This window comes from Halobacillus sp. ABA4_118 (assembly GCF_056160205.1).
Map to the genome: position 1 here is coordinate 2,733,159 of NZ_JBSWWS010000001.1, position 25,695 is coordinate 2,758,853.

Annotated in this window: 28 protein-coding genes and 1 riboswitch; of the genes, 16 read left to right on the plus strand and 12 right to left on the minus strand. The window is 49.5% G+C overall.

The features are described from left to right. Positions 1-3: 3 nt before the first annotated feature. The 4 genes from leuD to ACXAGL_RS13760 all read left to right on the plus strand — a co-directional run bounded on the left by leuD (position 4) and on the right by ACXAGL_RS13760 (position 4,255). Positions 4-609 (plus strand): 3-isopropylmalate dehydratase small subunit, encoded by a 606-nt coding sequence (gene leuD, locus ACXAGL_RS13745; protein ID WP_474991384.1) that lies wholly within the window; start codon positions 4-6, stop codon positions 607-609. 14 nt (positions 610-623) lie between these two features. After that, on the plus strand, positions 624-1,583 hold the full coding sequence (gene ilvA / locus ACXAGL_RS13750) for a threonine ammonia-lyase (RefSeq protein ID WP_474967933.1): 960 nt from the start codon (positions 624-626) through the stop codon (positions 1,581-1,583). A gap of 145 nt (positions 1,584-1,728) precedes the next feature. Beyond that, positions 1,729-2,892 (plus strand): iron-containing alcohol dehydrogenase, encoded by a 1,164-nt coding sequence (locus ACXAGL_RS13755; protein ID WP_474991385.1) that lies wholly within the window; start codon positions 1,729-1,731, stop codon positions 2,890-2,892. A 229-nt stretch (positions 2,893-3,121) separates the two neighbouring features. Beyond that, the gene (locus tag ACXAGL_RS13760; RefSeq protein WP_474991386.1) at positions 3,122-4,255 is read left to right on the plus strand and encodes a D-alanyl-D-alanine carboxypeptidase family protein; all 1,134 of its coding nucleotides are present in this window, start codon (positions 3,122-3,124) and stop codon (positions 4,253-4,255) included. Between the two features lie 79 nt (positions 4,256-4,334). Here the strand turns inward: ACXAGL_RS13760 and ACXAGL_RS13765 are convergent, their stop codons facing one another. Further along, entirely contained in the window at positions 4,335-5,099 is a 765-nt protein-coding gene (locus ACXAGL_RS13765; RefSeq protein WP_474991387.1) for a sporulation protein, read from the minus strand. A gap of 271 nt (positions 5,100-5,370) precedes the next feature. On the opposite strand from ACXAGL_RS13765, the gene ACXAGL_RS13770 reads away from it, so the two are divergent. Further along, entirely contained in the window at positions 5,371-6,924 is a 1,554-nt protein-coding gene (locus ACXAGL_RS13770) for a methyl-accepting chemotaxis protein (protein ID WP_474991388.1), read from the plus strand. Between the two features lie 279 nt (positions 6,925-7,203). Beyond that, positions 7,204-7,629 carry a DUF1801 domain-containing protein gene (locus ACXAGL_RS13775; protein WP_474991389.1) on the plus strand — a complete coding sequence of 142 codons (426 nt, stop codon included), beginning with the start codon at positions 7,204-7,206 and terminating at the stop codon, positions 7,627-7,629. 36 nt (positions 7,630-7,665) lie between these two features. Here ACXAGL_RS13775 and ACXAGL_RS13780 read toward each other — a convergent pair whose 3' ends face one another. The 5 genes from ACXAGL_RS13780 to ACXAGL_RS13800 form a co-directional block, all read right to left on the minus strand. Next, a complete protein-coding gene (locus ACXAGL_RS13780; RefSeq protein WP_474970475.1) occupies positions 7,666-7,788 on the minus strand; it encodes a hypothetical protein in 123 nt (40 codons plus the stop codon). A 36-nt stretch (positions 7,789-7,824) separates the two neighbouring features. Continuing rightward, the gene (locus ACXAGL_RS13785) at positions 7,825-8,130 is read right to left on the minus strand and encodes a hypothetical protein (protein WP_474991390.1); all 306 of its coding nucleotides are present in this window, start codon (positions 8,128-8,130) and stop codon (positions 7,825-7,827) included. A 72-nt stretch (positions 8,131-8,202) separates the two neighbouring features. Next, positions 8,203-8,619: a DUF3021 domain-containing protein gene (locus ACXAGL_RS13790; protein WP_474967940.1), complete on the minus strand. Its 417-nt coding sequence runs from the start codon at positions 8,617-8,619 to the stop codon at positions 8,203-8,205. Continuing rightward, a complete protein-coding gene (locus ACXAGL_RS13795) occupies positions 8,616-9,074 on the minus strand; it encodes a LytTR family DNA-binding domain-containing protein (protein WP_474967941.1) in 459 nt (152 codons plus the stop codon). The genes ACXAGL_RS13790 and ACXAGL_RS13795 overlap by 4 nt, the downstream gene beginning before the upstream one ends. A gap of 143 nt (positions 9,075-9,217) precedes the next feature. Then, positions 9,218-10,384 (minus strand): PucR family transcriptional regulator, encoded by a 1,167-nt coding sequence (locus tag ACXAGL_RS13800; protein WP_474991391.1) that lies wholly within the window; start codon positions 10,382-10,384, stop codon positions 9,218-9,220. Positions 10,385-10,584: 200 nt separating this feature from the next. On the opposite strand from ACXAGL_RS13800, the gene ACXAGL_RS13805 reads away from it, so the two are divergent. The 9 genes from ACXAGL_RS13805 (at position 10,585) to fdhA (ending at position 19,246) form a co-directional block, all read left to right on the plus strand. Continuing rightward, positions 10,585-10,866 carry a YhdT family protein gene (locus ACXAGL_RS13805; protein WP_474991392.1) on the plus strand — a complete coding sequence of 94 codons (282 nt, stop codon included), beginning with the start codon at positions 10,585-10,587 and terminating at the stop codon, positions 10,864-10,866. Beyond that, a complete protein-coding gene (gene panF / locus ACXAGL_RS13810) occupies positions 10,863-12,329 on the plus strand; it encodes a sodium/pantothenate symporter (protein WP_474991393.1) in 1,467 nt (488 codons plus the stop codon). Before ACXAGL_RS13805 ends, panF begins: the two co-directional genes overlap by 4 nt. 13 nt (positions 12,330-12,342) lie before the next feature. After that, on the plus strand, positions 12,343-13,572 hold the full coding sequence (locus ACXAGL_RS13815; RefSeq protein ID WP_474971803.1) for a M20 family metallopeptidase: 1,230 nt from the start codon (positions 12,343-12,345) through the stop codon (positions 13,570-13,572). Beyond that, entirely contained in the window at positions 13,569-14,627 is a 1,059-nt protein-coding gene (locus ACXAGL_RS13820; RefSeq protein WP_474991394.1) for a tartrate dehydrogenase, read from the plus strand. Before ACXAGL_RS13815 ends, ACXAGL_RS13820 begins: the two co-directional genes overlap by 4 nt. 15 nt (positions 14,628-14,642) lie before the next feature. After that, a complete protein-coding gene (locus ACXAGL_RS13825; protein ID WP_474991395.1) occupies positions 14,643-15,389 on the plus strand; it encodes an SDR family NAD(P)-dependent oxidoreductase in 747 nt (248 codons plus the stop codon). Positions 15,390-15,397: 8 nt separating this feature from the next. Then, positions 15,398-16,846, plus strand: coding sequence for an aldehyde dehydrogenase family protein (locus tag ACXAGL_RS13830; RefSeq protein WP_474991396.1), 1,449 nt, complete (start codon positions 15,398-15,400; stop codon positions 16,844-16,846). Between the two features lie 63 nt (positions 16,847-16,909). After that, the gene (locus ACXAGL_RS13835; protein WP_474971800.1) at positions 16,910-17,053 is read left to right on the plus strand and encodes a hypothetical protein; all 144 of its coding nucleotides are present in this window, start codon (positions 16,910-16,912) and stop codon (positions 17,051-17,053) included. Between the two features lie 184 nt (positions 17,054-17,237). After that, a complete protein-coding gene (locus tag ACXAGL_RS13840; RefSeq protein WP_474991397.1) occupies positions 17,238-17,864 on the plus strand; it encodes an FMN-dependent NADH-azoreductase in 627 nt (208 codons plus the stop codon). 167 nt (positions 17,865-18,031) lie between these two features. Further along, a complete protein-coding gene (gene fdhA, locus ACXAGL_RS13845) occupies positions 18,032-19,246 on the plus strand; it encodes a formaldehyde dehydrogenase, glutathione-independent (protein WP_474991398.1) in 1,215 nt (404 codons plus the stop codon). 77 nt (positions 19,247-19,323) lie between these two features. On the opposite strand, the gene ACXAGL_RS13850 is transcribed toward fdhA, so the two are convergent. The 5 genes from ACXAGL_RS13850 to ACXAGL_RS13870 all read right to left on the minus strand — a co-directional run bounded on the left by ACXAGL_RS13850 (position 19,324) and on the right by ACXAGL_RS13870 (position 24,775). Further along, positions 19,324-20,793 carry a sodium:solute symporter family protein gene (locus ACXAGL_RS13850; protein WP_474991399.1) on the minus strand — a complete coding sequence of 490 codons (1,470 nt, stop codon included), beginning with the start codon at positions 20,791-20,793 and terminating at the stop codon, positions 19,324-19,326. Then, complete coding sequence (locus ACXAGL_RS13855; RefSeq protein WP_474967952.1) at positions 20,794-21,015, minus strand: DUF3311 domain-containing protein; 222 nt, start codon at positions 21,013-21,015, stop codon at positions 20,794-20,796. After that, positions 21,012-22,622, minus strand: a complete 1,611-nt coding sequence (locus tag ACXAGL_RS13860; protein WP_474967953.1) for an amidohydrolase — start codon at positions 22,620-22,622, stop codon at positions 21,012-21,014. The genes ACXAGL_RS13855 and ACXAGL_RS13860 overlap by 4 nt, the downstream gene beginning before the upstream one ends. Before the next feature lie 13 nt (positions 22,623-22,635). Then, complete coding sequence (locus ACXAGL_RS13865) at positions 22,636-23,871, minus strand: hydantoinase/carbamoylase family amidase (RefSeq protein ID WP_474991400.1); 1,236 nt, start codon at positions 23,869-23,871, stop codon at positions 22,636-22,638. A gap of 154 nt (positions 23,872-24,025) precedes the next feature. Further along, positions 24,026-24,775 (minus strand): MBL fold metallo-hydrolase, encoded by a 750-nt coding sequence (locus ACXAGL_RS13870; protein WP_474991401.1) that lies wholly within the window; start codon positions 24,773-24,775, stop codon positions 24,026-24,028. Between the two features lie 119 nt (positions 24,776-24,894). Between ACXAGL_RS13870 and ACXAGL_RS13875 the strand changes: the two genes are divergently transcribed. Further along, positions 24,895-25,302, plus strand: a complete 408-nt coding sequence (locus ACXAGL_RS13875) for an Lrp/AsnC family transcriptional regulator (protein ID WP_474967956.1) — start codon at positions 24,895-24,897, stop codon at positions 25,300-25,302. On the opposite strand, the gene sda is transcribed toward ACXAGL_RS13875, so the two are convergent. Next, positions 25,289-25,510 (minus strand): sporulation histidine kinase inhibitor Sda, encoded by a 222-nt coding sequence (gene sda / locus ACXAGL_RS13880; protein ID WP_474967957.1) that lies wholly within the window; start codon positions 25,508-25,510, stop codon positions 25,289-25,291. The two genes, ACXAGL_RS13875 and sda, sit on opposite strands and share 14 nt — an antisense overlap. Positions 25,511-25,520: 10 nt before the next feature. After that, positions 25,521-25,604: riboswitch (cyclic di-GMP riboswitch) on the minus strand. Positions 25,605-25,695 lie beyond the last annotated feature (91 nt).

Consider the following 25,695-nt stretch of genomic DNA (forward strand, 5'->3'; position numbering starts at 1 on the left):
CAGATGGAACCATTAAAACAGCACAAAGGTCTGGTCTACCCATTGAATCGATCGAATGTCGATACCGATCAGATCATTCCAAAACAGTTCTTGAAACGGATTGAACGGCAGGGGTTTGGTCAGTTCCTCTTCTACAACTGGCGGTTTGATGATGACGGGGCTCCGCGAAAGGACTTTTCCCTGAACAAGCCGAAGTATGACGGTGCTTCGGTTTTAGCAGGAGGAGAGAACTTCGGATGCGGCTCCTCCAGGGAACACGCCCCATGGGCGATCCAGGATTATGGTTTCCGTGTCGTCATCGCTCCGAGCTTTGCTGATATCTTTTATAACAACTGCTTCAAAAACGGGATCCTTCCTATTCAACTGCCGAAGCCTGTCGTTGATCAGTTGATGGAAAAGGCGGAAACCGAGGCTTATGAAGTGGCCGTAGATCTGGAGGCGCAGACGATTGATGGCGGCGGTTTCGAAGTGGCATTCGATATTCAGCCCTATCATAAGGAAATGTTGTTGAACGGCTGGGATGAAATTGCCGTTACACTGACGCACGAAGACAAAATCGACCAATTTGAGGAAAAACAAAAAGGAGTGAAGACGTTGGGGATTTCTTAACGCTGGCTAAAGTAATGGATGCACAGGAACAGCTGCAGGAGGTTGTGCACCGCACGCCACTGCAGACGTCAACGACCTTTAATGAACGGACAGGGCAGCACGTCTATTTGAAGATGGAAAATCAGCAGAAAACCGGCGCGTTTAAAGTCAGGGGAGCTTCCTATAAGGTCGCCTGCCTGACGGAAGAGGAAGCCGCATGCGGAGTCATTGCTGCCTCAGCAGGCAACCATGCCCAGGGAGTGGCGGTTGCTGCAGCGAAGCGGGGAATTACGGCGCAAATCTTCATGCCGGAAGGAACACCACAGGCGAAGGTGGAAGCAACAGAAGGCTACGGGGCAACCGTTGTCCTCACAGGGGAATCCTTTCAGGAAGCGTATCAGGCCGCACGGATCGAGCAGGAACGATCCGGCGCGACGTTCCTTCATCCCTTTGATGATTATGAAGTGATGGCTGGTCAGGCTACGGTGGCTGTGGAAATGCTTCAGCAGCAGCCGGATCTTGAACGCCTTTTCGTACCAATTGGAGGCGGCGGTTTGATCAGCGGTGTTGCTTTTGCTGCGAAACAACTGAAACCGGATATTACGGTGATCGGCGTTCAGTCAGCCAAAGCACCGTCCACCTACAATGCACTTTATAAGAAAGGACCGGCAAAACTGACGTCTGTTTCCACAATCGCAGATGGCATTGCCGTGAAAGAGCATGGAAGGTTAACGTATACGTGTATCCAGAAATACGTGGACCAGGTCATCACCGTGGAAGAACATGAAATCGCCCAGGCGATGCTTCTGCTGCTTGAACGAGAGAAAACCCTTGTAGAGGGGGCTGGTGCCACAGCACTGGCAGGCCTTCTAAAGACATGTCACTCCTTTGAACAGCAGCAGTGCGGCGTTGTTTTGAGCGGCGGGAACATGGATCTCTCCCGGCTGCCACTGGTCCGAAAGTTGGCCAACCCAAAAAAGGTTGTCATCGCATAAGATGACAGGATTAAACCAGAAGAAAACCGGCAGCGGTTTCTTCTGGTTTTTGTATGTTGAGTAAAGAAGCAGAGGCGGATGGTTCGTGTGAGGGGGGAGGGGATGGTACAATACTCGTGAATCCATTACATAAGAGGTGAAAATGATGAATCAATTTTTACAATATAACCCGACGCGTCTGTACTTCGGGAAGGGGCAGATTGAGCAGATGGCTCAGGAAATCACAAAAGGTTCGAAAGTGCTTGTCGTTTACGGCGGTGGGAGCATTAAGCGGAACGGTGTGTACGATGAAGCTGTCGGCATGCTCAAATCTCTTGATGCGGACATGTATGAACTGTCCGGTGTGGAGCCCAATCCGCGTTTAACGACAGTGAAGAAAGGTGTAGAGATCTGTAAGCAGGAAGGCATCGATTTCCTTCTCGCTGTCGGCGGTGGCAGTGTGATTGACTGTACAAAAGCGATTGCCGCGGGTGCGGAATACGAAGGAGACGCCTGGGATCTCATTACCGGCAGTGCTGCTGTCGAAAAGGCCCTTCCGTTTGGTACCGTCCTTACGCTGGCAGCAACTGGATCGGAGATGAATGCGGTATCTGTCATCACAAACTGGGAGACGAGAGACAAGCTTGGCTGGGGCTCCCCGCACGTGTTCCCGACATTCTCGATCCTTGATCCTTCCTATACGTTTTCTGTACCGGAACACCAGACTGTGTACGGCATCGTCGATAGTATGTCGCATGCGCTGGAGCATTATTTCCACCGCACTCCCAATACACCGATGATCGACGGGTTTATCGAATCGCTGCTCCGAACAGCTGTTGAATATGGACCTAAACTGATGGAAAATCAGCAGTCCTATGAGTACCGCGAAACAATGATGTATATAAGTACGACAGCTTTCAATGGTACGCTGTCCAATGGAACCGACGGCGGCGACTGGGCCACACACCGCATCGAGCACGCGCTCTCTGCGGTATATGATATTCCCCATGGCGGCGGTCTCGCCATCCTGTTCCCGAACTGGCTGGAACACGTCCTCGAAGAAGATCCAAGCCGCGTGAAGCAGCTGGCCGTCAACGTTTTTGGTATTGATCCTGAAGGTAAAGACGATAAGCAGACAGCCCAAGAAGGAGCGGCTGCCTTAAGAGGTTTCTGGAACTCTCTAGGCGCCCCGTCCACCTTGAAAGATTACGATATTGATGGTCAGGATTTCGACTCCATTGTTGAAAAAACGTTCATCAAGCCGGGTGTTGGCACGTATAAGGAATTGGACAAGGAAAGTGTCCGCGACATCTTGAACCGATCCCTGTAAATAGAAAAGCCCTGAGAGGAATGCAAACCTCTCAGGGCTTTTTTTGATAGAGGGAGAAACCGTTGTCAGTTTTTACCTCATATTCATAGATTAGTTAGAAAATTTACATGCCGGTTACATTTCAATTAAATCTACGTATTTTGTCTGGGTATTCAATGATTTCAAGATATAATTGTAAGCAATTGCAGAAAAATGTCGAAATTAATCAACTGAACAAGGAGACATTCGATTGAAAAAGCTTACAATTATACTGACACTTATCCTTCTAGCTGCCATTTTCTCTAGTACCCCCGTGTATGGGGAGGCTAAACCCGATTCTCCTGATATTCTTAGTGAATCAGCCATTGTTATGGAAGCAAACACCGGGAAGGTCATTTACGAGAAGGACGCTGACCGTAAGATGTATCCCGCTAGTCTGACTAAAATCGCCACTGCGATTTATGCGTTGGAAAACGGAGACCCGGAAGATCTGGTGACGGTAAGTGAAGAAGCGGGAAACACAGGCGGATCGAGTGTTTTCCTGATGGAAGGGGAGCAGGTTTCTCTGAAAAAGCTTGTACAAGGACTGCTGATCAACTCAGGGAATGATGCCGGGACGGCTATAGCTGAGCATATGAGCGGCAGTGTAGACAGCTTTTCTGAAGATTTGAGTGTCTTCCTACAAGAAAAAGTCGGAACGGAGAAAACCCATTTCACCAATCCGCACGGTCTTTATGATGGACAGCATATGACAACAGCAAGAGATCTCGCTTTAATCACTCAGTATGCGATGCAGAATGAAACGTTCATGGAGATTTTCGGTACAAAAACCATGGACTGGACGGGAGAATCATGGGAGACCACCTTGTATACCCATCACAAATTGTTCCGGGAAGATCCTTACGAAGGCATCACGGGTGGGAAAACCGGTTTTGTTCCACAGGCCGGATTTACGCTGGCAACCACGGCGGCCCGTGAGGATACGAACCTCATTGCCATAACCATGAAAACGCCGAACCAGGACCAGGTCTATACCGATACTAAAGAACTACTGGACTACGGATTCGAAAACTATGAAACGTCCTTCGTCCAAAAAAAGGATCTCCTTGGCAGCAAGGGAGATGCGTATATTCTACCTGAAGAGATTCCTTATACTCATTTAAAAGAAGAGGAAGCAGAAGTCTCTGTAAATGATAACGGGAAAGTGACGATCAACGGTGAGGATGGGACTCCACTGACTTCCTATCAGCTGGAAGAGAAGGCAGAAGTAACGAACGTTCCGAAACCTGTCGCTGTTGAGGAAGAAGAGGATTCATGGACAGATTACCTGAACTATTTGATTATCCCTCCGAAATTCTGGGCGTTGGAAGTCCTTCATTTCTAAGGCTGATGAATACGAAGGATATCCTATTTCAGGGAAACTAAAAAGAAGGGTGACAGGAACATTCCTGTCACCCTTCTTTTTAGTTTTTATAGCGGTCGATGGTTTCCTGAAGCCGGCGGACGATGGTCTGCGTGGAGCCCGTTAACTCTTCTTTTGTAAGGGTCAGCGAAGCCCGGCTTTCATCCATTTCGAGCGCTTCTGCGAATAATCCCCCAAGTCCGCGGGCGCGGCGGTCCACTTCAAGCATCACCTCGACATGGGTTTCCTGAAGAAAGAAAACGGCCTCCAGTTCATCTAAGTAGGAGCGGTAGTTTCCACCAGGTGCGAATTCGAACTCCTGGACATATCCGTGCCGCTTGGAATACTCCATTTCGACTTTTCTTAAGCGGAAGCCGAGCTGGTTTTCCAATGCATCCAGAATGGTTCCGATGTAAGGGTGTGGAGCGATAGTGACTGGATCACGGTCTTCCGGATCAAGTGCTCTTGGAATATCCAGTCCGGTTTCAAACCATATCGGAAGCCGTCGTCCCAGAGAAGCCGGTACATGAAAAGGGATGGTGATGGAAAAAGGAATTTCCTTTGTCTCTCCCTCTTGAATCGTGATGGGTCCGGATACTGCGTATTTCTGCAGGGACACGTTTTCTTTCACTTTACGGTCATCCACCTCGCGGACAGCCTCCGTCATTAAAAAGATATGAATGGCATCAATGGACTGTTCCACGTCTCCGCCTTGGATAACAACCTTCCCGTGAACGTCTTCACCCGGGATGAATTGATCCTTTTCCAACTGGGTATCCACTTTGGCGGCTCCGACACCGACACTTGCTAAAAACTTCTTGAACATACGATCTCCTCCTTTTTTAATGTATACGGATGAAAAGAAGAAATGGGTTCAAAAAATATGAATCCTTTTTTATAGGTATAAAGGCTCCTTTATGAGGGGAGGATGAACGCTTTACCAGGATAATAGTTTCAGGTTGGTGCCGGGGGGGAATGATGTTCTTTCAGAGGCTTTTATTCTTCATCAGGGTAAAATGTTTTTGTGCAAAAAGGTGAAGAATTTCTATATTTGGCCGATAGTAGAGAATAAGGACCAGGTAGAAAGGGAGAGGTTAGTGTTACATAAAAAAAATCGAACGATGTTGTTGTTTTCAGCAGTAGGCTTGGCTTTGATGTTTTTGATTCATCTCATTCACAGAAACAGGATGCACCATTGGTCAGCTGCGGATTTCAGTGCCTATACGCCGTATTTGTATATGTACATGGTGGTGCCGTTGCTGCTGTTTATATTATCTTCCGTATTCTATTACAAAAATAAAACCCATCAGGCGCTGCCGTGGATAAACGCGCTGCTTTTCACGTTTATCAGCATCGGCATGATCACGAATGGGGAAGGTATGGTCGTCTACCATTTTTCCATTTTTTTAGTTGTTGCTCTTGCTGCTTTTTATGACCGGGTGGAGCTGCTTGGATTGATGACGATCATTTTTGCTTTGTTTCACTTCGGGGCTATGTTTACAGGGACGGAGTTTTTCTATGGAACATCGGATTATACGTGGTTTATGTTTGCGCTGCATGGGGTTTACCTCCTGCTGACAAGCGCAGGGACAAGCTATCAGATTGTGTTGAAAAACCGGCATGTCAAGGAATTGAAAACATTGTCGGATGACAAACAGGAAGAAACCAAACGATTAATGGAACAGCTTCAAACCGTTGGCGCCGCCCTCCAGGAAACCGTTCAGCTGTTAAATCGTTCTTCAGAAAGCTCCACCCATTCGTATCAAGAGTTGGAAGATTTGATGGAACGACGCCATGAGAACACCGATCTTCAGGTCAAAGAAGCAGTGAAGAATGCTGACGACCTTTCGCATATGCATAAGGCGGTAGAAAATATGAACAAGAACCTCCTTATGGTTCTCGACCAGGCAGGACAGACGGCCCGGGTTACCGAAGTAGGTGAACAGTCGCTGGAGCAGATTGTTGGTCAATTGCATCAGACCGAATCAAGCATTCATCAAACGAATGAGACCGTCCAGTTATTAAGCACATCGTCAGAGAATATTTCACAGGTTACGAAAGACATCGCATCCATTACAGAAAATACAAGGATGCTTGCCTTGAATGCTTCCATTGAAGCTGCGCGGGCCGGCGAACATGGGAAGGGCTTCAGTGTAGTGGCAGCCGAGGTACAACGCTTGTCTCAACAGTCGGAAGCATCGACAAGGAAGATCTTTGCAATCGTGGAAACGATCCAGCATTACGTTGATCAGGCTGATCAGCATTCCAGTGAAGGTATGGATCGCATGGCTGCGAGCAGAAAGCATCTGGAAGAGATGGAGACGAACTTCAAAGATATTCTGAATCAGTCGCAGCACGTAAAGAGTGAAGCAGAGGAAATACAAGTTTTTGGTGAAAACCTGACCAAAACCGCGGATGGTTTATCCCATTCGTTTGAAGATCTCTTATCCTTTATAAAAGAAGGGAAAGTTCAGAATGATCATATCAGAGAGGTTTCAAAAGGACAGCTGAAAACCATCCAAACCATGGGACAGGAAGTCCAGCAGCTTTCAGGTATGATCATGGACATTCAGCAGATTACCGAAGAGATGGATGTCAGCCGGTTGGCAGGTTACAAAAAACGTCAGCCTGTGTTGAAAGATGTCAGCTGACTGGTTTGCTCGGACCCGGCACATGGATGCCGGGTTTTTTCGTCGATCGTCATGGGTCAGCGGTTAGTTTACCGTGCTCTGCTTTTGATTTGTAAGCCGGTCGAGAGAAAGAGGGGCAGCAGAAAGCCATGGGTAACCGTATAAGGCAGCAGCCGGATTATGATTTCTTCTTTATCATAGGACCGTCATGAATAACGCGGTGTTTTTTCTGAAAGGTGAGAGAGGATTTCCGGTAGCGGGCGTGGAAATAAAGGAAGCAGAAGAGAGGAGTGAAAATCCATGGGATATGAATTGAAAACAAAGCAGAATGACCGCAGTGTGATTGAATTTATTGAAGAGGTGGAGTCAGAGAAGAAGAAAGAAGATGCCTATCGTCTCCTCGATATCTTCACAGAAACCAGCGGATATGAAGCAAAGATGTGGGGGACAAGCATCATTGGTTTCGGGTCTTACCATTATAAGTACCCCACCGGCCATGAAGGAGATGCGCCGCTCGTCGGTTTTTCTCCCAGAAAAGCGCGGCACAGTCTATATTTCGCTACAGGGGATGAAAAAAGAGCTGAACTGCTTGAACAGTTGGGAAAGCATAAGTCAGGAAAAGCCTGTGTGTACGTCAATAAACTGGATGATATCGACACGGATGTGCTGAAGGAGCTCATCCGGCAATCGATCACGTTCCTGAAACAGACGTATCCGGATGAATAAAAAATGCCTCTCCCATGAAAAGGGAGAGGCATTTTTTTATTGGTGCTTATTATTGAACAGTTCCAAGAAGGCGTGATACATCTCCGTTCCTTGAACCGTTAAGAGTGACACGGCTGTTAAGGAAAACATGCCGATCATAATCATTCTAAACCAGAACATCATTGGTTCCCCCTTTACTTTTTTGAAGTTGGTGCCTCAAAAAGTAAAGGATGATAAGTAGTTGGATTGATAAAAAACCGTGGTCAGCCATGTGGACCTGCTCGTATCCCACGCAGAAACCATAACGGAAGTCGGGTAAATCTTGAGATCCGGCCGGGCAGCTCCGGAGGGAAGGACCCCGTCATTGGCAGCAGGGTCCTCTTCAAACGAAGGGCCTTCCGCCGTTACCGTCTGGCTTTCCTGAATATCTGCTTTTACCGGCATGTGGGACATGTCCGGATGGGAAAGCAGGAGACACAGGCCCGCCATCCATAACAGTGTGAACAACGACTGTTTCTTCATCAAGAAAGCCCTCCTTTCCGTTTCAGGATAATCCTATTATACAAAAGGCGTTTTTATGTGCAACTGTTTTGTTTAATCATAAAGCTGGTCGAGGCTTTCGTTCATATCTTCGGCTTCATTTCGATAATAAAAGTAGAACCCTGTCCAGATGCCGGCATAGATGATGAGGAACACAGCTGTGAATATAAGAAAGCTTCCTAAGTTCAAGGACAGCCAGCCGGCGTAAATCGCCAGTGGGAAATAGCCGATGGTCACTGTGATAAAGTGAAGAATCGTCTGTTGGAGCAGAGTGAGCGGCTCGATTTCAAAGTACAGGGGACTGACAGCAAACAACCATCCGGCAGCCATGGCGGCCAGGGAATTTTTTACGAAGGCAGCGCTGTCGAGCGTCGGGGTGTTACCAAAAAAGATCAGGGTATAAACGATAATCGTGGATAAGAAAGCTCCGAAGAAAATACCACCTGCACTTCTGATAAGAAATGTTTTCATCTGCTGTCCCTCCTGTTCATATTCAGCATCTCCTTGATTCTCCCCACATAGTGCCTGGATGCGTATTCCTTTTCTCCTGATTTGAAATACACGCAGAGGGTGCCGTTAAAAGAAGGCTCAAAGCGGCTCATTTCATAGATATTGGCGAGAACAGACTTGGAGATCCTTACAAACCGCTGGGAAGGGAGGGAGCGTTCCAGTTCATAGAGTTTGTCCTTAACCTTGAAGGAGGCGTCTTTGGTATAAGCGAACACGGCCTCATCCTCAGACCGGAAAAATTGAATATGTTCCGGCTTTAAAATGTGCTGGCTTTCCCCGCTTTTCCCGACAACAAACGCCTGCTTTTTTTCGTGGAGGAAATCAAGGATCTCCTTCACGGTGTCATCAACGTGACTGCAGTGAATCGTAATGCTCGTTTCCGGATGGTTTTCATCGACATCAATGTTCACTTTCATGGCTCACCAATCCCTCCTGACGTTTTGGATCTGTTTCTAGTATACGCGTGGTTTCCCAGTTCTGTAATCATCATACGGTCCAGCCGCTGTTTTGGAAAGGTGAGGGGTGGATAGGAAAAGGTGACATGCAAAAAGGTCCGCTCTCAGGAGCGGACCGGGCTTTGTATGTACTGCCACCCGAGAAGAGCCATTTCCAGGGCGATTCGTTGATCGGATCGAAGGAAGTGGGAACCAAGGATTTCTTCGAGTTTCTGAATTCTGTGGTAGAGCGTCTGCCGCACGATGAAAAGACGTTCAGCGGTATCCTTCTTTGATCCATAGCTTTCCAGATAGGCACGGAGTGTCTCAAGAAGATCGGTATCATGCGCCTCGTCATAGGCAAGCACATCCCCCAGTGTATCTTGAATGAATGATTCAAGGCGGCCTCGTTTATCGTCCTCTATGACCAGCCGCCACGGGTGGAGTTTCTCATAGAAGGGAATCTCAAGCTGAAAAGCGGCCTGGATGTGGGCGGCTTCCTGTGCACAGCGCATGGCAGGAGTGATTTCTGATAGATTTGTAAACAAAGGCCCGCAGCTGATGGTATGATACATACTGCGCACTTTTTCCTTCATTGCCTGCAAGGACTTGAACAGACGTTCCGGAACTTGTTCCTTTCGTTCATCCAGAAGCAGGAGGACGAGTTCATCACGATTCTGCACGGTCAGAGGGTGAAAGCCTTCTTGTTGAAAAAAGGATTGGAAAATGTCCCGCTGGTAGGGGATGCTGTCATCATATCCGGTCAACAAACACGGAATGCCCCAGGCCCCGCGGCTTCCCATGGTTTTCTTAAGATAGGGCAGCGCCTCTTTTTCAGTCATGGAGCCTTCGAGCCAGCGGCTGACCCAGTTTTCCTGGCGGGGCATGAGCCTTGAGGACTGAAGGATCAGCTGGTTGATATCTTTGGAGATATCGATAAACCGGACCTCCTGATTAAACACGAGAACGGGAAGGTCATGGTCGTCTGCCAGCTGCAGGAGTGGGGATGGAAGATGGGTGATGTAATCGCCGAGTTCTATGCAGAGACAGGTCACTTTTTTTTCGATAAGCTGTTCAAGGAAGGAACGGGCATGCTGCAATTCCTTTCCCCATCCGATTCCTGTCGTCATGACACATTCGCTGCCATGCAGCAGGTGTTTCACTTTCGTCAATTCAAGAATGTGCGCCCAGGAAACGGCCTTCTGGAGCCCGCCGCGGCCGGCCAGGATGGACGCATGCTTGAACTGGGGGCGCTTCAGCATATCGTGAACCGTAAACATCATCGTGGACATAGAAAGAATCAGCCTCCTGTATGTTTTTACATCATGTACATGGGTTGATGCTGAGAATTGCCCTGATGTCTAATGTGTTCCTTACTATTCCATGCTAGGATTAATAATAATCTCCCAATTCAAATATATCTGAAAATTATGGATCGGAAAAGGGTTATATGGCGAAATAGGTTGTAGGTAATAGATAAAGGAGGATCTATATGAAACAAAAAAAACCGTTTGAGGATGACCCTCGGTACCGGGTGGCGGACAGGGAAGCGCTGATCGGCGTTGGTCTTGTCATCCTCAACTTTCTCATGTGGTTCGGCTCAGCGTACGGACTGGGATCAAAGCCGGTATCCGAGTACAATTACATTTTCGGTCTTCCGGACTGGTTCTTTTACAGCTGTGTTGTAACCACTGTGGTTATCACTCTTCTCGTTATTCTGGCTGTGAAATATTTTTATAAGGAAGTTCCGCTGGATGAGGAGGATGAATCATGAACTGGGCTGTTGTCGTACCTCTTTTAGTTTTTCTCGTTATTATTTTCTGTATCGGTTTTTACGCTTCGAATCATTTGAAGACGACATCCAATTTCCTGCAGGAATATTTCCTTGGCAGCCGGCAGCTGGGCGGTTTTATCCTTGCGATGACAATGATTGCTACATACGGCAGCGCGAGCAGCTTTATCGGCGGACCTGGAGTTGCCTATACGATGGGACTCGGCTGGGTGCTTCTGTCCATGACACAGCTTGCTACAGGATATTTCGTCTTATCGGTGCTTGGTAAGAAATTCGCCATTATGGCAAGGAAGATCAAAGCTGTCACCCTGATCGATTTCCTGAAGGAACGCTATCAGAATAAGTGGGTCGTCATTTTGTCAGCGATCAGCATCATCCTGTTTCTGTTTTCAGCTATGGCGGCCCAGTGGGTGGGCGGTGCCCGGCTGATTGAATCGCTGACGGGGCTTTCCTATACAGCAGCCTTATTCATTTTTGCGGTATCGGTCCTTGTCTACGTCATTATCGGAGGCTTCCGCGCCGTAGCGATTACCGATACCGTCCAGGGCGTTGTCATGTTTTTCGGGACGCTGGTCATTTTGATAGGGACCATCATTGCAGGAGGCGGAATCGGTCCGATTATATCTGACCTGGCAGCAGAGAATCCGAATCTGATTTCGCCGTATGGTGCTGATCAGTCTCTCACACCGCTCTATGTATCATCCTTCTGGATTTTAGTAGGTGTTGGTGTCGTCGGTCTGCCCCAGGTGGCTGTCCGTGCCATGTCTTATAAAAGTTCAAAAGGGATGCACAGGGCCCTGTTGATCGGAACCGTTGTCGTAGGGTTCATTATGCTCGGCATGCACTTGACGGGGGTATTTGCCCGGTCCGTGCTTCCAGGCATAGAAGTTGGAGATACGGTCATGCCGAGAATTGCGATGGAAGTGCTGCCGGCCTGGCTTGCCGGAATCGTTCTGGCCGCACCGATGGCCGCGATCATGTCAACGGTCGACTCCCTGCTGCTGCTGGTCAGCTCCGCTGTCGTTAAGGATGTGTACTTGAATTATGTGAAGCCGGAGGCAGACGACCGCACGATTAAGAAAATCAGTATCGGTGTCACGACCGTCATCGGTCTGCTCGTATTTGCCATGGCCGTTAACCCGCCCGAACTGCTGATCTGGTTGAATTTATTCTCCTTCGGTGGATTGGAGGCGGCCTTTATCTGGCCGGTGATTATGGGCCTGTATTGGAAAAAAGGCAATGCAGGCGGAGCGATGGCCTCGATTATTACCGGGGTCGGAAGCTATATTATATTCCATTCATTCATGCCGAATGCTTTTGGAATGCATACGGTTGCTATGCCGGTGCTGTTGTCGTTCGCTGCCTATGTCCTTGTCAGTCTCATCACGATGAAACATCATGCCAAGGTTCAGTATGAAGTCATTACCAAACTATGGAGTGCATAGAGGAGTGGATGAAATGATCTTGATTGATGAAAAAGCACGTGTGGAGCGCGATACAAAAGAAGTGGTCGATTTGACGCAGGCGCTTGTAAGGATACCAAGTGTCTACCGTCCGGGGGTAAAGGATGGGAACGAAGAAAAAACCGCTCACTTTGCTGCTGCGTATCTGGAGCGGATGGGACTTGAAGTCCATGTAGAGGAGGCAGCGCCGGGACGTCCGAATGTCATCGGAATTTATGATACCGGAAAGCCGGGGAAAACCTTGTTGTTTGAGGGTCATACCGACGTCGTTACAGAAGGGGATCCTGCTCGCTGGTCATATGATCCGTTCGGGGCTGAAATCGTCGAAGGCCGGATGTATGGCAGAGGCACCAATGACACGAAAGGCAACCTGGCCTGCGCCATCACCGCAGTTCACTCTTTGATTAAGGACAAAGAAGCGCTGACTGGAAAAATCATTCTCTGTATTCCATGTGATGAAGAAGGCATGATGATCGGCATCAAGCATTTTATTGAAAATGGGTGGGCGAGCGGTGTGGATGGCGCTGTCATTTGTGAACCGGAGGAAAACCAGCTTTGTACCGCTCAAAAAGGAGCGATGAGGATCCAGATTGATGCTTACGGCCGGCAGGCGCATGGAGCGATGCCGCTCTCAGGCTTAAACCCGAATACAAGAATGGCACAAATCATTGTCGCTCTGGACCAGCTTGAGCAGAGAGAAAAGGAGAGAACCGGCAGACATGAACTGCTGGGATGGCCGAGCATTACGCCGACGATCCTGCAGGCACCGGTATCCGGGGAGCCTCAGATCAATGTTGTGCCTGAACAGTGCAGAACAACGCTGGATATCCGCACGATTCCAGGACAGGATCATGAGGCGTTAAAGCAGGATATTCAGCAGATTCTCGACCGGACGATGGAAGGGGATGCCGGGTTTCATGCAGAAATGGAAGTACTGGAGGAACGTCCGTGGACGAAGACCGACCGGCAGGATCCTGTCGTGACCGCAGTGGCGGAAGCTTACAAAAAAGTAACAGGAAAAGAGCCGGTGTACAACGGCGTGCCCGGGGCCACCGACGGAACGTTTCTACACCTTGCCGGCATCCCGATTTTGACCACGGGTGGAGGAGACCGGGAAGTTCCACACCAAGTGGATGAATACATTGACATCTGTGACCTTGTTGAAACGACCCAGTTGTACCGTCAGACGGCGCTTGAATTTCTTGAGGAGCCGAAAGAGTCATGAAGCTTGCAGTCATGGCGGGGGACGGCATAGGTCCTGAAGTGATGAATGAAGCGCTTAAAGTGTTGAATACCCTGTCTTCTCTGGATTCGGGGTTTCAACTGGAAATGGAAGAGCTGCCATGGAGCAGTGCCTACTATATGGAAACCGGTCGGATGATGCCTGAAGGGGCCCTTGATTATTTACAGCATTTCGATGCGATCTTATTTGGAGCCATCGGAGACGCCCGGGTACCAGATGAAGTGACCATCTGGGATTTGATCATGCCGATCCGTAAGCAGTTTCAGCAGTACGTCAACGTACGGCCGGTGAAACAATTGAAAGGGGTTGCTTCTCCGCTGTACACGAGAGACCCGATTGATTTCGTCGTCTTCCGCGAGAATGCAGAAGGAGAATACTCCCACATGGGCGGCCGTATGTATGATCGGACGGAACAGGAGATGGCGGTACAGACGACGGTCATGACGAAGGCCGGGATTCGGAGACTGAGCGACTATGGTTTTGCCTACGCGAGAAAGCATGGAAAGAAGACCGTTACAAGCGCCACGAAATCCAATGCCATCATTCATACGATGAAGCTGTGGGACGATGTCGTCCGCGAAGTTGGACAGCAGTACCCGGATATTCAGCTCTCCTCTGTTTATATTGATGCGCTGGCGGCCTACTTTATTAACCGTCCGGAATCTTTTGAAGTCGTTATTGCATCCAATCTATTCGGGGATATATTAACAGATCTCGGGGCAGGACTTGTGGGCGGCCTCGGCTTATCACCTTCAGCAAACTTGAATCCGGAAGGCCGTTTCCCATCCATGTTTGAACCCATCCACGGGTCAGCCCCGGATATATCAGGAAAAGGCATGGCCAACCCAGTTGCCCAGATCTGGTCGGCGGCATTAATGCTGGAACATAACGGACGGCCTGATTTAAGCGACATGGTGATGAATGGGATGGAGTCTGTTCTTGCGGAACAGGACATACGTACACCCGACCTTGGTGGAAAATCAAGTACGGCAGATATGGGGGATGCCATCATTCGTGCCATCCATGCCCAGACCTAAAGGAGGAATGTTGAGGTGAGAGTCAAAGATAGACATTTCATTGTAACCGGTGCTTCCGGAGGAATGGGACAGGCGGTCATTTCCAGATTGATGGACGAAGGGGCGTCTGTAACCGCTGTGGACCTCCGCTGTCGGGACATGGAAGATTTGAAGGATAGGGCCTTTCAGTTTGTTGAGGCGGATTTGACGAAGGAAGAAGACGTGAAGCGTGTGGTGGATTCGGCAGCTGCATATTCTGAGCGGATCGATGGCGTCGTCAACGCTGCCGGGATGGCCCAGGCTGCAGCTCCTCTTGAGGAAGTTACGACGGAATTCTGGGATGCCATTATGAATGTCAATGCCAAAGCGGCCTTTCTCATGTGCCGGGCCGCTGTTCCTTATCTGAAAAAACAGCAAGGCGGAGTTATTGTGAATGTTGCCTCCATTGCCGTTGAACGGGTGAGACCCGGCCTCAGTGCCTACATTGCTTCCAAAGGAGCTGTGACGGCTTTTTCGAAAGCCCTTGCTATTGAGCTTGCTCCTCACAGCATCCGGGTCAACGTCATTCACCCCGGTCCGTCTGATACCGGTATGCTCGGGGAATTTGTCCAGCCCGGAGAGAATATGGATGATACAAAGAGGGAGGTGTTTCAGCAGTCTGTCCCACTCGGGAAGCTGATCGACCCTGATGATATTGCCCATGCCGTCGTATACCTCGTTTCTGATGAAGCACGTATGACGACCGGCGGTGTTTTTTCCATTGATGGCGGCCGCGGATTATAAAGGGGGAAATGAATGTGCGCATACTTAAGAACTTAATCAATGGTGTCTGGTCAGAACCTTCTGCCGGTGCACGGATGGATATACATAATCCTTCGACTGGAGAAGTGATCGCCGATGCTCCCGCAAGCAGCAAAGAGGATATTGATCTGACCGTATCGTCAGCAAGAAATGCTTTTAGTGCAGGAGACTGGCCGTTGGTCAAGCCCTATGAACGTGGACAGATGCTTATGAGAGTGGCTGAAGTAATCAGGGAGAATAAAGAGTCGCTTGCCCGTCTAGAGACGATTGATACGGGAAAGCCGATTTCACAGGGAAGGGCGGATGTGGAGGCAGCGGCCCGTTATTTTGAGTTTTATGGGGGAGCCGCCGACAAAATCCACGGGGAAACGATTCCGATTGAACCGGGGGTGCTTGACTACACCCTTCGTGAGCCTGTGGGCGTTACGGCTCACATCATTCCTTGGAACTATCCGCTTCAAGTGGCCTCGAGAAGCTGCGCAGCCGCTTTAGCTGCAGGCAATACGGTCGTCATGAAGCCGGCGGAACAGACGCCTCTGACTGCTGTAGAGCTTGGGATGATTCTCCAGCAGGCAGGCTTTCCTGAAGGAGTCGTGAATATCGTCCTTGGAGAAGGACACACCGCAGGGGCGTCCCTTGCTTCTCATAATGATATCAACCACGTCACTTTCACAGGATCGGTGCCGACCGGGACGAAGGTGATGAAAGCTGCCGCAGAAAATATCGTCCCTGTGACCCTTGAGCTTGGAGGGAAATCTCCGAACATCGTATTTCCGGATGCCCCGCTGGACGAAGCGGTCGAATGGGTGGTCAAATCGATCATTCAAAATGCCGGCCAGACATGCTCCGCAGGTTCCCGCCTGCTCATTCATGCGGACTGCAGAGCTTCGTTCGTAGAGAAGGTGATCCATCGAATGAACCATTTGAGCTTGGGACCTGGAGAAAGCGACCCGGATATCGGTCCGATTTTATCCGAGCAGCAGTGCCGGCGGATTGAGGATTTTATGAAGAAGGTGGAGGCAGATGGGGGGACGTTTCTGCTTGGTGGTACACGTGCGCACGTCTCAGAGGCACCTGGAGGCTGTTATTTCAAGCCGACGATTATCGACGGTCTGCGGCCTGAAAGTGAGATAGCCCAAGAGGAAGTGTTCGGCCCGGTCCTCTCTGTGTTCACCTTTGAAACGGATGAGGAAGCGGCTGATCTTGCCAACAGCACCGAGTATGGACTTGTCACGGGTATTTGGACGAAGGATGTATCCCGTGCCCATAAGCTGGCGGAAAAAGTGAAGGCTGGGCAGATTTTCATTAATAATTACGGTGCCGGCGGTGGGATACAGATGCCTTTTGGCGGTTACGGCAAGAGTGGTTTTGGCAGAGAGAAGGGGCTGGAAGCTTTAAGAAACTATACACAACTGAAAAACATCGCCTTGAAAATGTAAGGGCTCTGTATAGCCCGCTCTTCAAGCACGCATGCTAACAGAAATGCAGAGGAGGCGTGCCGCATGAAGGATACACCTTATCATTACGATGGAAGTGTTCAATCAAAGGAAAAGTATGAGCAGCCGGAGGAAGTTGTGATTCCAAAGGACGTCAGCCGTCATCTCTCCGGTAATCCATATGTGAATCAAGAGGACGAATCGTTGTAAGAAGAAACTTCATAAAGTTGGCCCCAGCCTGTAGAAAGCTTCTGTTTTCCTACAGGCTGTTTTTTTATGCCTTGGAGTGATCATTCCGCTCTTCTTTCCATAATTTATTGCTTCTCGGTTGTAGTAAGTTTCCTTCTTTGCTGCACACTAATGAGCATCAGAGAATGGAAAGGAACGATGAACCATGGCTGAAGTGCTGTATATCACCGCCCACCCTCATGATGAAACTGCTTCTTACAGCATGAGTGTCGGCAAGGCATTTATCGAGCAGTATAAAACCGCAAACCCAGAAGATACGGTTACGCCGATTGATTTGTACAAGGAGTCCATCCCTCACATCGATGCGGATATTTTCAGTGGCTGGGGGAAGCTGCAGTCCGGAGGTGAACTCACCCCGGATGAGGAGAGAAAAGTGTTCCGCTTGAAGGAATTAAGTGATCAGTTTACGAGCGCTGATAAATATGTCTTTGTAACACCGATGTGGAATTTCTTTTTTCCACCGGTTATGAAAGCTTATATTGATTCCGTAGCAGTGGCAGGGAAAGCTTTCCAATACACAGAGGAAGGTCCTGTTGGTCTGCTGACGGATAAGAAAGCCTTCCATATCCAGGCGTGTGGTGGTATTTATTCTGAAGGCCCGGCTGCAGGAATGGAAATGGGGCATCGGTACCTCAAGACTGTCATGCAGTTTTTCGGTATTCCCTCGATTGAAGGGTTGTTCGTTGAAGGGCATGCGGCTATGCCTGACAAAGCCGGGGAAATAAAGTCGACAGCTGAAGCGAAAGCCAAGGATGCCGCAGAAACGTTCTAAACCTTCAAGATCCGCTTGACAGGCGGGTCTTTTTTTGTGAAAAAATGACAGAATATTGTTTTAATTATGGGTGAAATGGGAAAATAATACATGTTATATCTTTAAATCATGTCACGAAGCTCAGCAGTCGACGCTTAAGGGAGTTTATTATTTTGAGGAGGAACGCAATGGCTACAAACAACCGGGCGGTAGCGTACACAGGAAATGGCGGCGTAACGGTCAAGGAAATCGAATTCCCCGAACTTGTCCTGAAAGATGGACCGGGTGTGAATCCGAAGAATGTCGGGCGCAAGTGTGAACATGGAGTCATTTTAAAAGTCGTCTCCACCAACATCTGTGGAAGTGACCAGCATATGGTCCGCGGACGGACGACGGCACCGGAAGGACTCGTGCTCGGCCACGAGATTACAGGTGAAGTCATTGAAACAGGAAGAGATGTCGAGTTTGTCAAAAAAGGGGATTTGGTATCTGTACCTTTTAACATTGCGTGCGGAAGGTGCCGCAATTGTATTGAAGGGAAAACCCACATCTGCCTGCATGTGAATCCCGACCGACCTGGTTCGGCGTACGGTTATGTCGACATGGGGGGATGGGTAGGCGGCCAGGCGGAATATGTGATGGTGCCTTACGCAGATTTTCAGGTTCTCAAGTTTCCGGATAAAGACGAAGCGATGGAGAAAATCCTTGATTTAACGATGCTCTCGGACATTTTTCCGACGGGATTTCACGGCGCCTATAAAGCGGGTGTGAAAATGGGTTCCACTGTATATATCGCCGGCGCGGGTCCTGTCGGCCTGGCTGCTGCTCACTCCGCCCAGCTTCTCGGTGCGTCCGTTGTCATCGTCGGTGACTTGATTGACGAACGGCTGGCGCAGGCGGAGAGCTTCGGCTGTGAAACGATCAACGTTGGTAATCATGACAATATCTCTGAACAAATCGAACAGATCCTCGGTGTCCCTGAAGTGGATGCGGCTGTAGACTGTGTCGGTTTTGAAGCTCACGGCCACAACCATCAGGAAGCACCGGCAGCGGTCTTGAACTCCATTATGGACGCAACAAAAGCAGGGGGCGGACTCGGGATTCCCGGTCTTTATGTAACAGAGGATCCCGGGGCCTCTGAGGAAGATGCACGGCGTGGACTGCTTAAGCTCGATTTCGGGCTAGGCTGGGCCAAAGCGCAGTCGTTTGCGACCGGACAGACGCCTGTCATGCAGTATCATCACGGATTGATGATGTCGATATTGAAAGGAAAAGCCGACATTGCGAAAGCGGTTAATGCCACCGTCATTGGTCTGGATGAAGCCCCGCGCGGCTATGAGGAGTTTGATGGGGGAGCTGCTAAGAAATTCGTACTGGATCCCCATAATCTGATCCGTACGTAAAAATGAAAACGCATCCCTCAGTGGAGAGGGATGCGTTTTTTATGAGAGAAAAAAGCTGGACATCTGTTCTGCAGCTGTCAGGATCCGACTTTGCGGTACTCTTCCGCCATCGGAAGCTCCTTTCCTTGTGTGAATCCGCTGATGATGACGACAAGACCGATGTTGCAGATCAGGCCGAGGATGCCTGGGTTAATATCCAGCGGTGTAGTCGGTGCGACGAGCTGGAAATAATAGTTCACGACTGTACCGGTGATCAACCCTGTAATGACCGCGGGTTCTGTGACTTTTTTCGAATAGAGCGCTCCGTATACGCCCGGGGCGAACTGGACGATCGATCCGTATGCACCGAGCAGGAGGGCAATCAATCCCTGGCCTCCAAAAACAGTAATCACATAGGCGAGTCCACCAATGACAAACACACCGATCCGCATGATTAAAAGGGTGGTTTTGGAGGAAAGATCACGCTTGATATTCTTTACAAACCCGTCGGTAAATTCGAGGGAAGCGCTGTGAGTGATGGCATCGGCTGTACTCATGGCTGCTGCCAGGGCACCGGCTCCGACAAGGCCGTACACCCAGCCTGGCAGGGTAAGGACCGTCGTGATCAAATAAGGGAGAATTTCGTCGGGTGATCCGATTTGGGACGGATCAATGACATTGACAGCTGAAAATCCGACAAACAACAAAGGAATCAAGAACAGGGCGAATACAGGATAGACGAGTACCGTCTTCTTTATCGTCCGCGCTTTTGTGGCATAGGATTTAGAAAATAAATGCGGCCACATAAGAAAGCCGATGGTGGAAACGAGAATCGTCGTCGTATAAGCCATCGCACTCATCGTCGATCCTTCGGCACCGATCTGAAGGAAGCCCGGAGCGGTCTCTGTTAAATTCCTGAACATATCAGGAACACTGCTGTGCAGCTGATTCACAATCGTCAATCCGACCGTCCAGGAAATGACGATCATGAGCATGCCCTGGAAAACATCTGACCAGGCGGCAGCCCGCAGACCGCCGGTCGCCACATAGACGACGACAATGCCGTAGGACAGCAAGGCACCGAGCCAGAAAGGAATACGGCCCTCAGTCATAATGCTGAAGATATAGGCCATGCCTTTCATCTGAGTCGCCAGATACTGGATCGAAGCGAGCAGAGCGATGATTCCGATCATCATGGCCAGCACACGGCTGGAATAACGCAGCTGCATGAAGCCGGCGACGGTATAAATGTTATGTTTCCGTCCGATCCGGCCGATTTTCGGACCGATAATATACCACGGTAAAATAGCAAAAGCGGTGTAGGTGATGATATAAAGCGCTGGAGCCCCCCGGGAGAAAGCCCACCCTGGAGCCCCGAGAAAGGAGAAGGCACTGAAGACGGCTCCTCCCATTAAGAACCACATGACGAAAAGACCGAGATTTCCTTTAGCTGTCGTGAATTCTTCCAGAGACTGCTTATCCTGATTGCGGCCGGCAAGCACACCGATCAATAAAGCGATCACGAGATAAGCAATCATCATAATCATTGCAATCTGCCACTGAGCCATTTACTGGACCCCCTTTTCGTCTTTGTCCGGATCCAGACGGTAAAGGAATAGTACAATGACAAAGGTGATCAAGATCCAGAAAATCACCCAGAATACCGAGAAGGGGAGGCCCATAATGAAGGGGGTCTCCCGGTTCCCGATGGTGAAAAGCGGGAAAACCATCAACAGGAAAGGAATGCTTAATGAAAGGCAGTAAATTTTTATAAAACGTTGTTTACTCAATAGACGTCCTCCTTTTGCAATGTATATACGGTTTTTCCATTCAGGGTGGTGTTTTCCACCTGTATGCCGGGAAGCTCGTAAACAGGACAATTCATAATGGAACGATCGAGGATAATAAGGTCGGCCGCTTTGCCTGGTTCCAACGTTCCTTTCCTGTGTTCTTCATGCGAGGCGTAAGCGCCGCCCCACGTATAAGCCCGGATCACTTCCTCAAGTGGAGAGGCCTGGTTTTCTCCTATGATCCGGCCGCTTTTACTGCGCCTGGTAACCGCTGCATACAGACCGTAAAAAGGATTTGGAGTGGTAATCGGACTGTCGGAACCAACGGCGTATGGAATGTGCTGATCCGTATAGCTTTTTAATGGGAACATATGGTTGATGCGTTCTCCGTAATCATGCTCATAGCCGTCGCCGAATTCATAGAGGAACGAAGGATTCGGAATTGGAACCGCTCTGGTATTTCGAATCCGTCCGACAAGGTCGGAAGGTGCAATTCCTGCATGCTCAATCCGGTGGCGCGGGGAGGATGCTGGTGCATGATCGAGCGCTCGCTCAATGGTGTGCAGCATCATATCCACGGCTTCATCGCCCATCGCATGAGCGGTGATCTGCCAGCCACGATGGTGGGCCTCCAGAAGTGGTCCGTCCAGTTGATCCTGGGAGAGGTATAACATTCCTCTGTCTTCGGGGTCGCTGTTATAGGGGTCTCTTGTTCGGCAGGTAGGACCGCTGCTGCTCCCATCGATAAACAGTTTCGCGGGTCCAATTTTGAACCATTCATCCCCAAGGCCTGTTGAAATGCCGCTTTCCAGTCCTGCGCGGACCATTTCCGGAGCGTTGGACAGGGAACCGTACAGTGCATAGATGCGCTGCTTCACGATGCCTTTCTGGACAGCCTGCTGTAAATAGCGGATATGCTTCGTCCCATAACCGCCGGCGTCATGAACACTTGTAATGCCGTAGGATAAAAAGTCCTGAGAAGCAAGCGCCAGTCCGTGAAGTACCTCTTCTTCGCTGTAATCGGCGTGCTGAAAGACAGTCATATGAGCGGCTTCCAGCAGCAGGCCGCTCAACTGTCCGTCGATTTTGTGGTAAGACCCGCCCGCCGGATCTGGAGTGGAATCCTCGATTCCTGCCATCTCCAGGGCTTTGCTGTTTACGCAGGAGATATGCCCGCACGTCCGCACGACTATGATCGGATGGGAGGTGGACACTTTGTCCAAGTCCCACCTCGTTAGATGCCGGTTCTCAGCCAGTTCGTTTTGATTGTAGCCCCATCCCCGCACCCAGTGACCATCCGGGGTGTTTCCAGCCCTTTCTTTCAGTGCCTTCAGAACGTCAGGAATCGTCGGGGGTTTTTTACAATTGACACCGAGGGCATTTGTTCCGTAAAGCTCGAGGTGGGCATGAGCGTCAATGAATCCGGGCATGAGCGTTCTGCCCTTGAGGTCGACAACCTCTGTATGGGCGCCGGCGGTTTTCATGATTTCGTCGTTCGTTCCCGTTGTGAGGATGCTATCCCCCTGGACGGCCAGGGCCTCATACACATGGAAATGTTCGTCCGCTGTGACAATTTCTCCGTTCATAAAAATTTTGTCTGCCTGCATACGTGCCACCTTTCTAAGCTCCGGAAATTTCCACCGCTGTATGATAAAGCAGCTCCACACCTTTTTGTAAATCTTCCATTTCTGCGTATTCCAGCGGGTTGTGGCTGATCCCTTTTTCACAGCGGACGAAGATCATGCCGTAATCACTGATATAGGACATAAACAAGGCGTCGTGAAACGGACCGCTCATGAGGGTTGGAGATTGATAACCAAGCTCATCATCGTGTTTTTTCATAATCTCTTTAATCCAGTCCGCGCAGTAACGGGGATCACTCTTGGTATCTTCTGTAATGGAGTACTCGAGGTTGTGTTCTTTACTCGTTTTCTCAATTAATTGATAGAGTTTTTCTTCCAGGCGGTTTCTCGCGTCCAGGTCGATGTCCCTCAAATCAATGGTGAACTCGACCTTTTCGGCAATGATGTTTCTTGAATTCGGGAAATTCTGGATGCTTCCGACCGTTCCTACGGTATTTGGTGTTCCTTCCCTGCGGACAAGTTCATTGAATTCTTTTGTAATGATGGCAGCCCCGAGCATGGCATCCTGTCGTAAATGCATCGGTACAGATCCGGCATGGCCGGCGAAGCCTTCCAGAGTCACCGTAAGCCAGATCGGCCCGGAGATGGCTGACACGATGCCTACAGGCTTATCCTTTGATTCAAGGACAGGCCCCTGTTCAATATGAAGCTCTAAAAAGGCTTCAATATCGCCCGGCTTGTAGACGGGACTTTCCGATACATCCGGTTCGACACCAAATTCCCTTAAAGCTTCGAGCCGGGTCATCCCGGTTTTATCTTTCCGGAGTATCTCCCCTTCCTCGAGCTGGCCGATGAGGCCGCGTACACCAAATACACCTTTGTTGAATCGGGAACCTTCTTCATCAGCAAAGCAGATCACTTCTATCGTGCGAATCGGCTTTATGTTTTGCTCTTTCATTGTATGTACAACTTCAATGGCCCCAAGAGCTCCGGCGGTCCCGTCAAAACGGCCCCCGTACGGCTGGGAATCAATGTGGGACCCCATCATGAGAATAGGCTGATCAGGCTCGGTGCCCTCCATACGACCGATCAGATTGCCGAAACCATCAATCCTTGTCGTCAGCCCGGCTTCTTCCATCCATCCTTGTACGACATCAACCGCTTTCCGGTCATCCTTGGAATGGGCGAGCCGGTTGACGCCCGTTTCTCCAATTTTTCCGATCTCCGCAAGTGTCATGAGATGGTCTTTATACCTGTCCTGATTGATCTGCAACAATCATCGCCTCCTTTGTTTTTATCACTATATCAACATCTGAATTGTCTGACAATTAACATAACGTAAAACGATGTTGGATAATGGTGGAAGTTGTGGCTGTTCTTTTTGTCAGGCATAAAAAAACCCTCCGGCAGGTCCGGAGGGGAAAGGATCAAAAGGTGAGCGTCTCGCCATCCTCAGGGATGTGAATAGACGGATAACCGCTCGTATAAGACTTCAACTCTTCTCTCGTTAACAGGCAGTGGTTCAGGGATTCCATGTGCACAGCGAGAATCTCAGACTCCGGTGCCGCCTGGGCGGCAGCTGTGACATCTTCTTTCGTCATCGTTATCGGCCCGCCCTCTAAAAATTGAGCGGCACCCGCGTTCACGACGATCACATCAGGACGGCGGGAGGACAGCGTCTGTTCGACTTCTTCATACCAGACCGTGTCCCCGGCAATATAAAGACTTTTTTCACCTTCTGCTTCAAAAAGGAGACCGGACACCTTTCCTGTCATAGCTGTCATTTCTTCCGACCCGTGCCGTCCCGGGGTACGGGTAATGCGGATCCCTTCCATATCCACGCCATTTTGGAAGGAGTGGACGTGGGTGAATCCGGCGTCCTGCACCGCACTCACATCTTCTTCATTTTGAGCGAACAGGGGCGTTTGCTTGGGGAGAACGTCCTTTGCTTCCTCATCAAAATGATCAGGATGAAGATGAGTGATGAAGACAGCGTCCACATCGGTCAGACTTTGGGCATCGACAGGCAGGGGGGCGGTCGGGTTCCTTAAATCCTGATGGGGCGTATCCGGGAAAGCCGGCATGGCTCCCTGTGAGGAAAGGAATGGATCGATTAAAAAGGTTTTTCCTCCATAGCTCACCAGTAATGTTGCATTTCGAATCAGCTTGATTTTCATAAAGGCTTCCTCCTTTTATCTCTGTTGACAATAGCGTACTATGAAGGGAAATAGGAGTACACCATATTAATCAAGTGTTTGGCTGAAAAGAGTTGAAATATGAAAGGAAGGCAGAAGTCATGGACAAAACGGATGAGAAAATTATAGAAGAGCTGAAGAAAGATGGCCGGATGACGATGAAGGAGCTGGGCGCACATGTCCATCTCACAGGACAGGCCGCAGCATCAAGAGTCTTGAAATTAGAAGACGAAGGGCTGATTGAATCCTATACCGTCCGCGTGAACGAAAAGAAGATGGGCTATCCTGTCCACTGCTTTTTGAATATCTACACAGACAGCCTGAATCATCAGCCTTATTTTACATTTCTCGAGAACCATCCATCATTCGTAAGGAATAATTATAAAATCAGCGGGGAGGGGTGCTATTTATTGGAATGCCGTTTTCCTTCCAATGAGGTCCTGGATGAATGGCTGGTAGAACTCAATCAACGGGTGAGCTATAAATTATCCATTGTCATCCGTAGCTAGAGGAGCATTCAATGGAGAATCCCCTGTCTTTCAACTCCCTGCAGATAAGGGAAAGGAAGTCTTGATCCAGTCCCATCTCAGCAGCCTGACGGTAGGTCAGAAGGAGAAGGGGGTCCGACAAGGTCTTGATCGACGAAGCGTTCAGGTGAACGAAGTGGTTTTTGTTATCGTCGCTGCTTTCCATAGGACGCGGGGGTGTTTTACTCATGGTTATGCCTCCTGAGCGGAGCCGGTTGCACTACTCACTCCCTGTGATTCAAGTGCCCACATTAGAAATCACAGTTCATCGTGTCTCGTTTATTTTATTTTGATACGTATACCCTTCCTTTCACAAAAGGAAACGACCTGAACCGCAGAATCTGTTTCTTATAATCGTCGTTGTTTATACTCTAT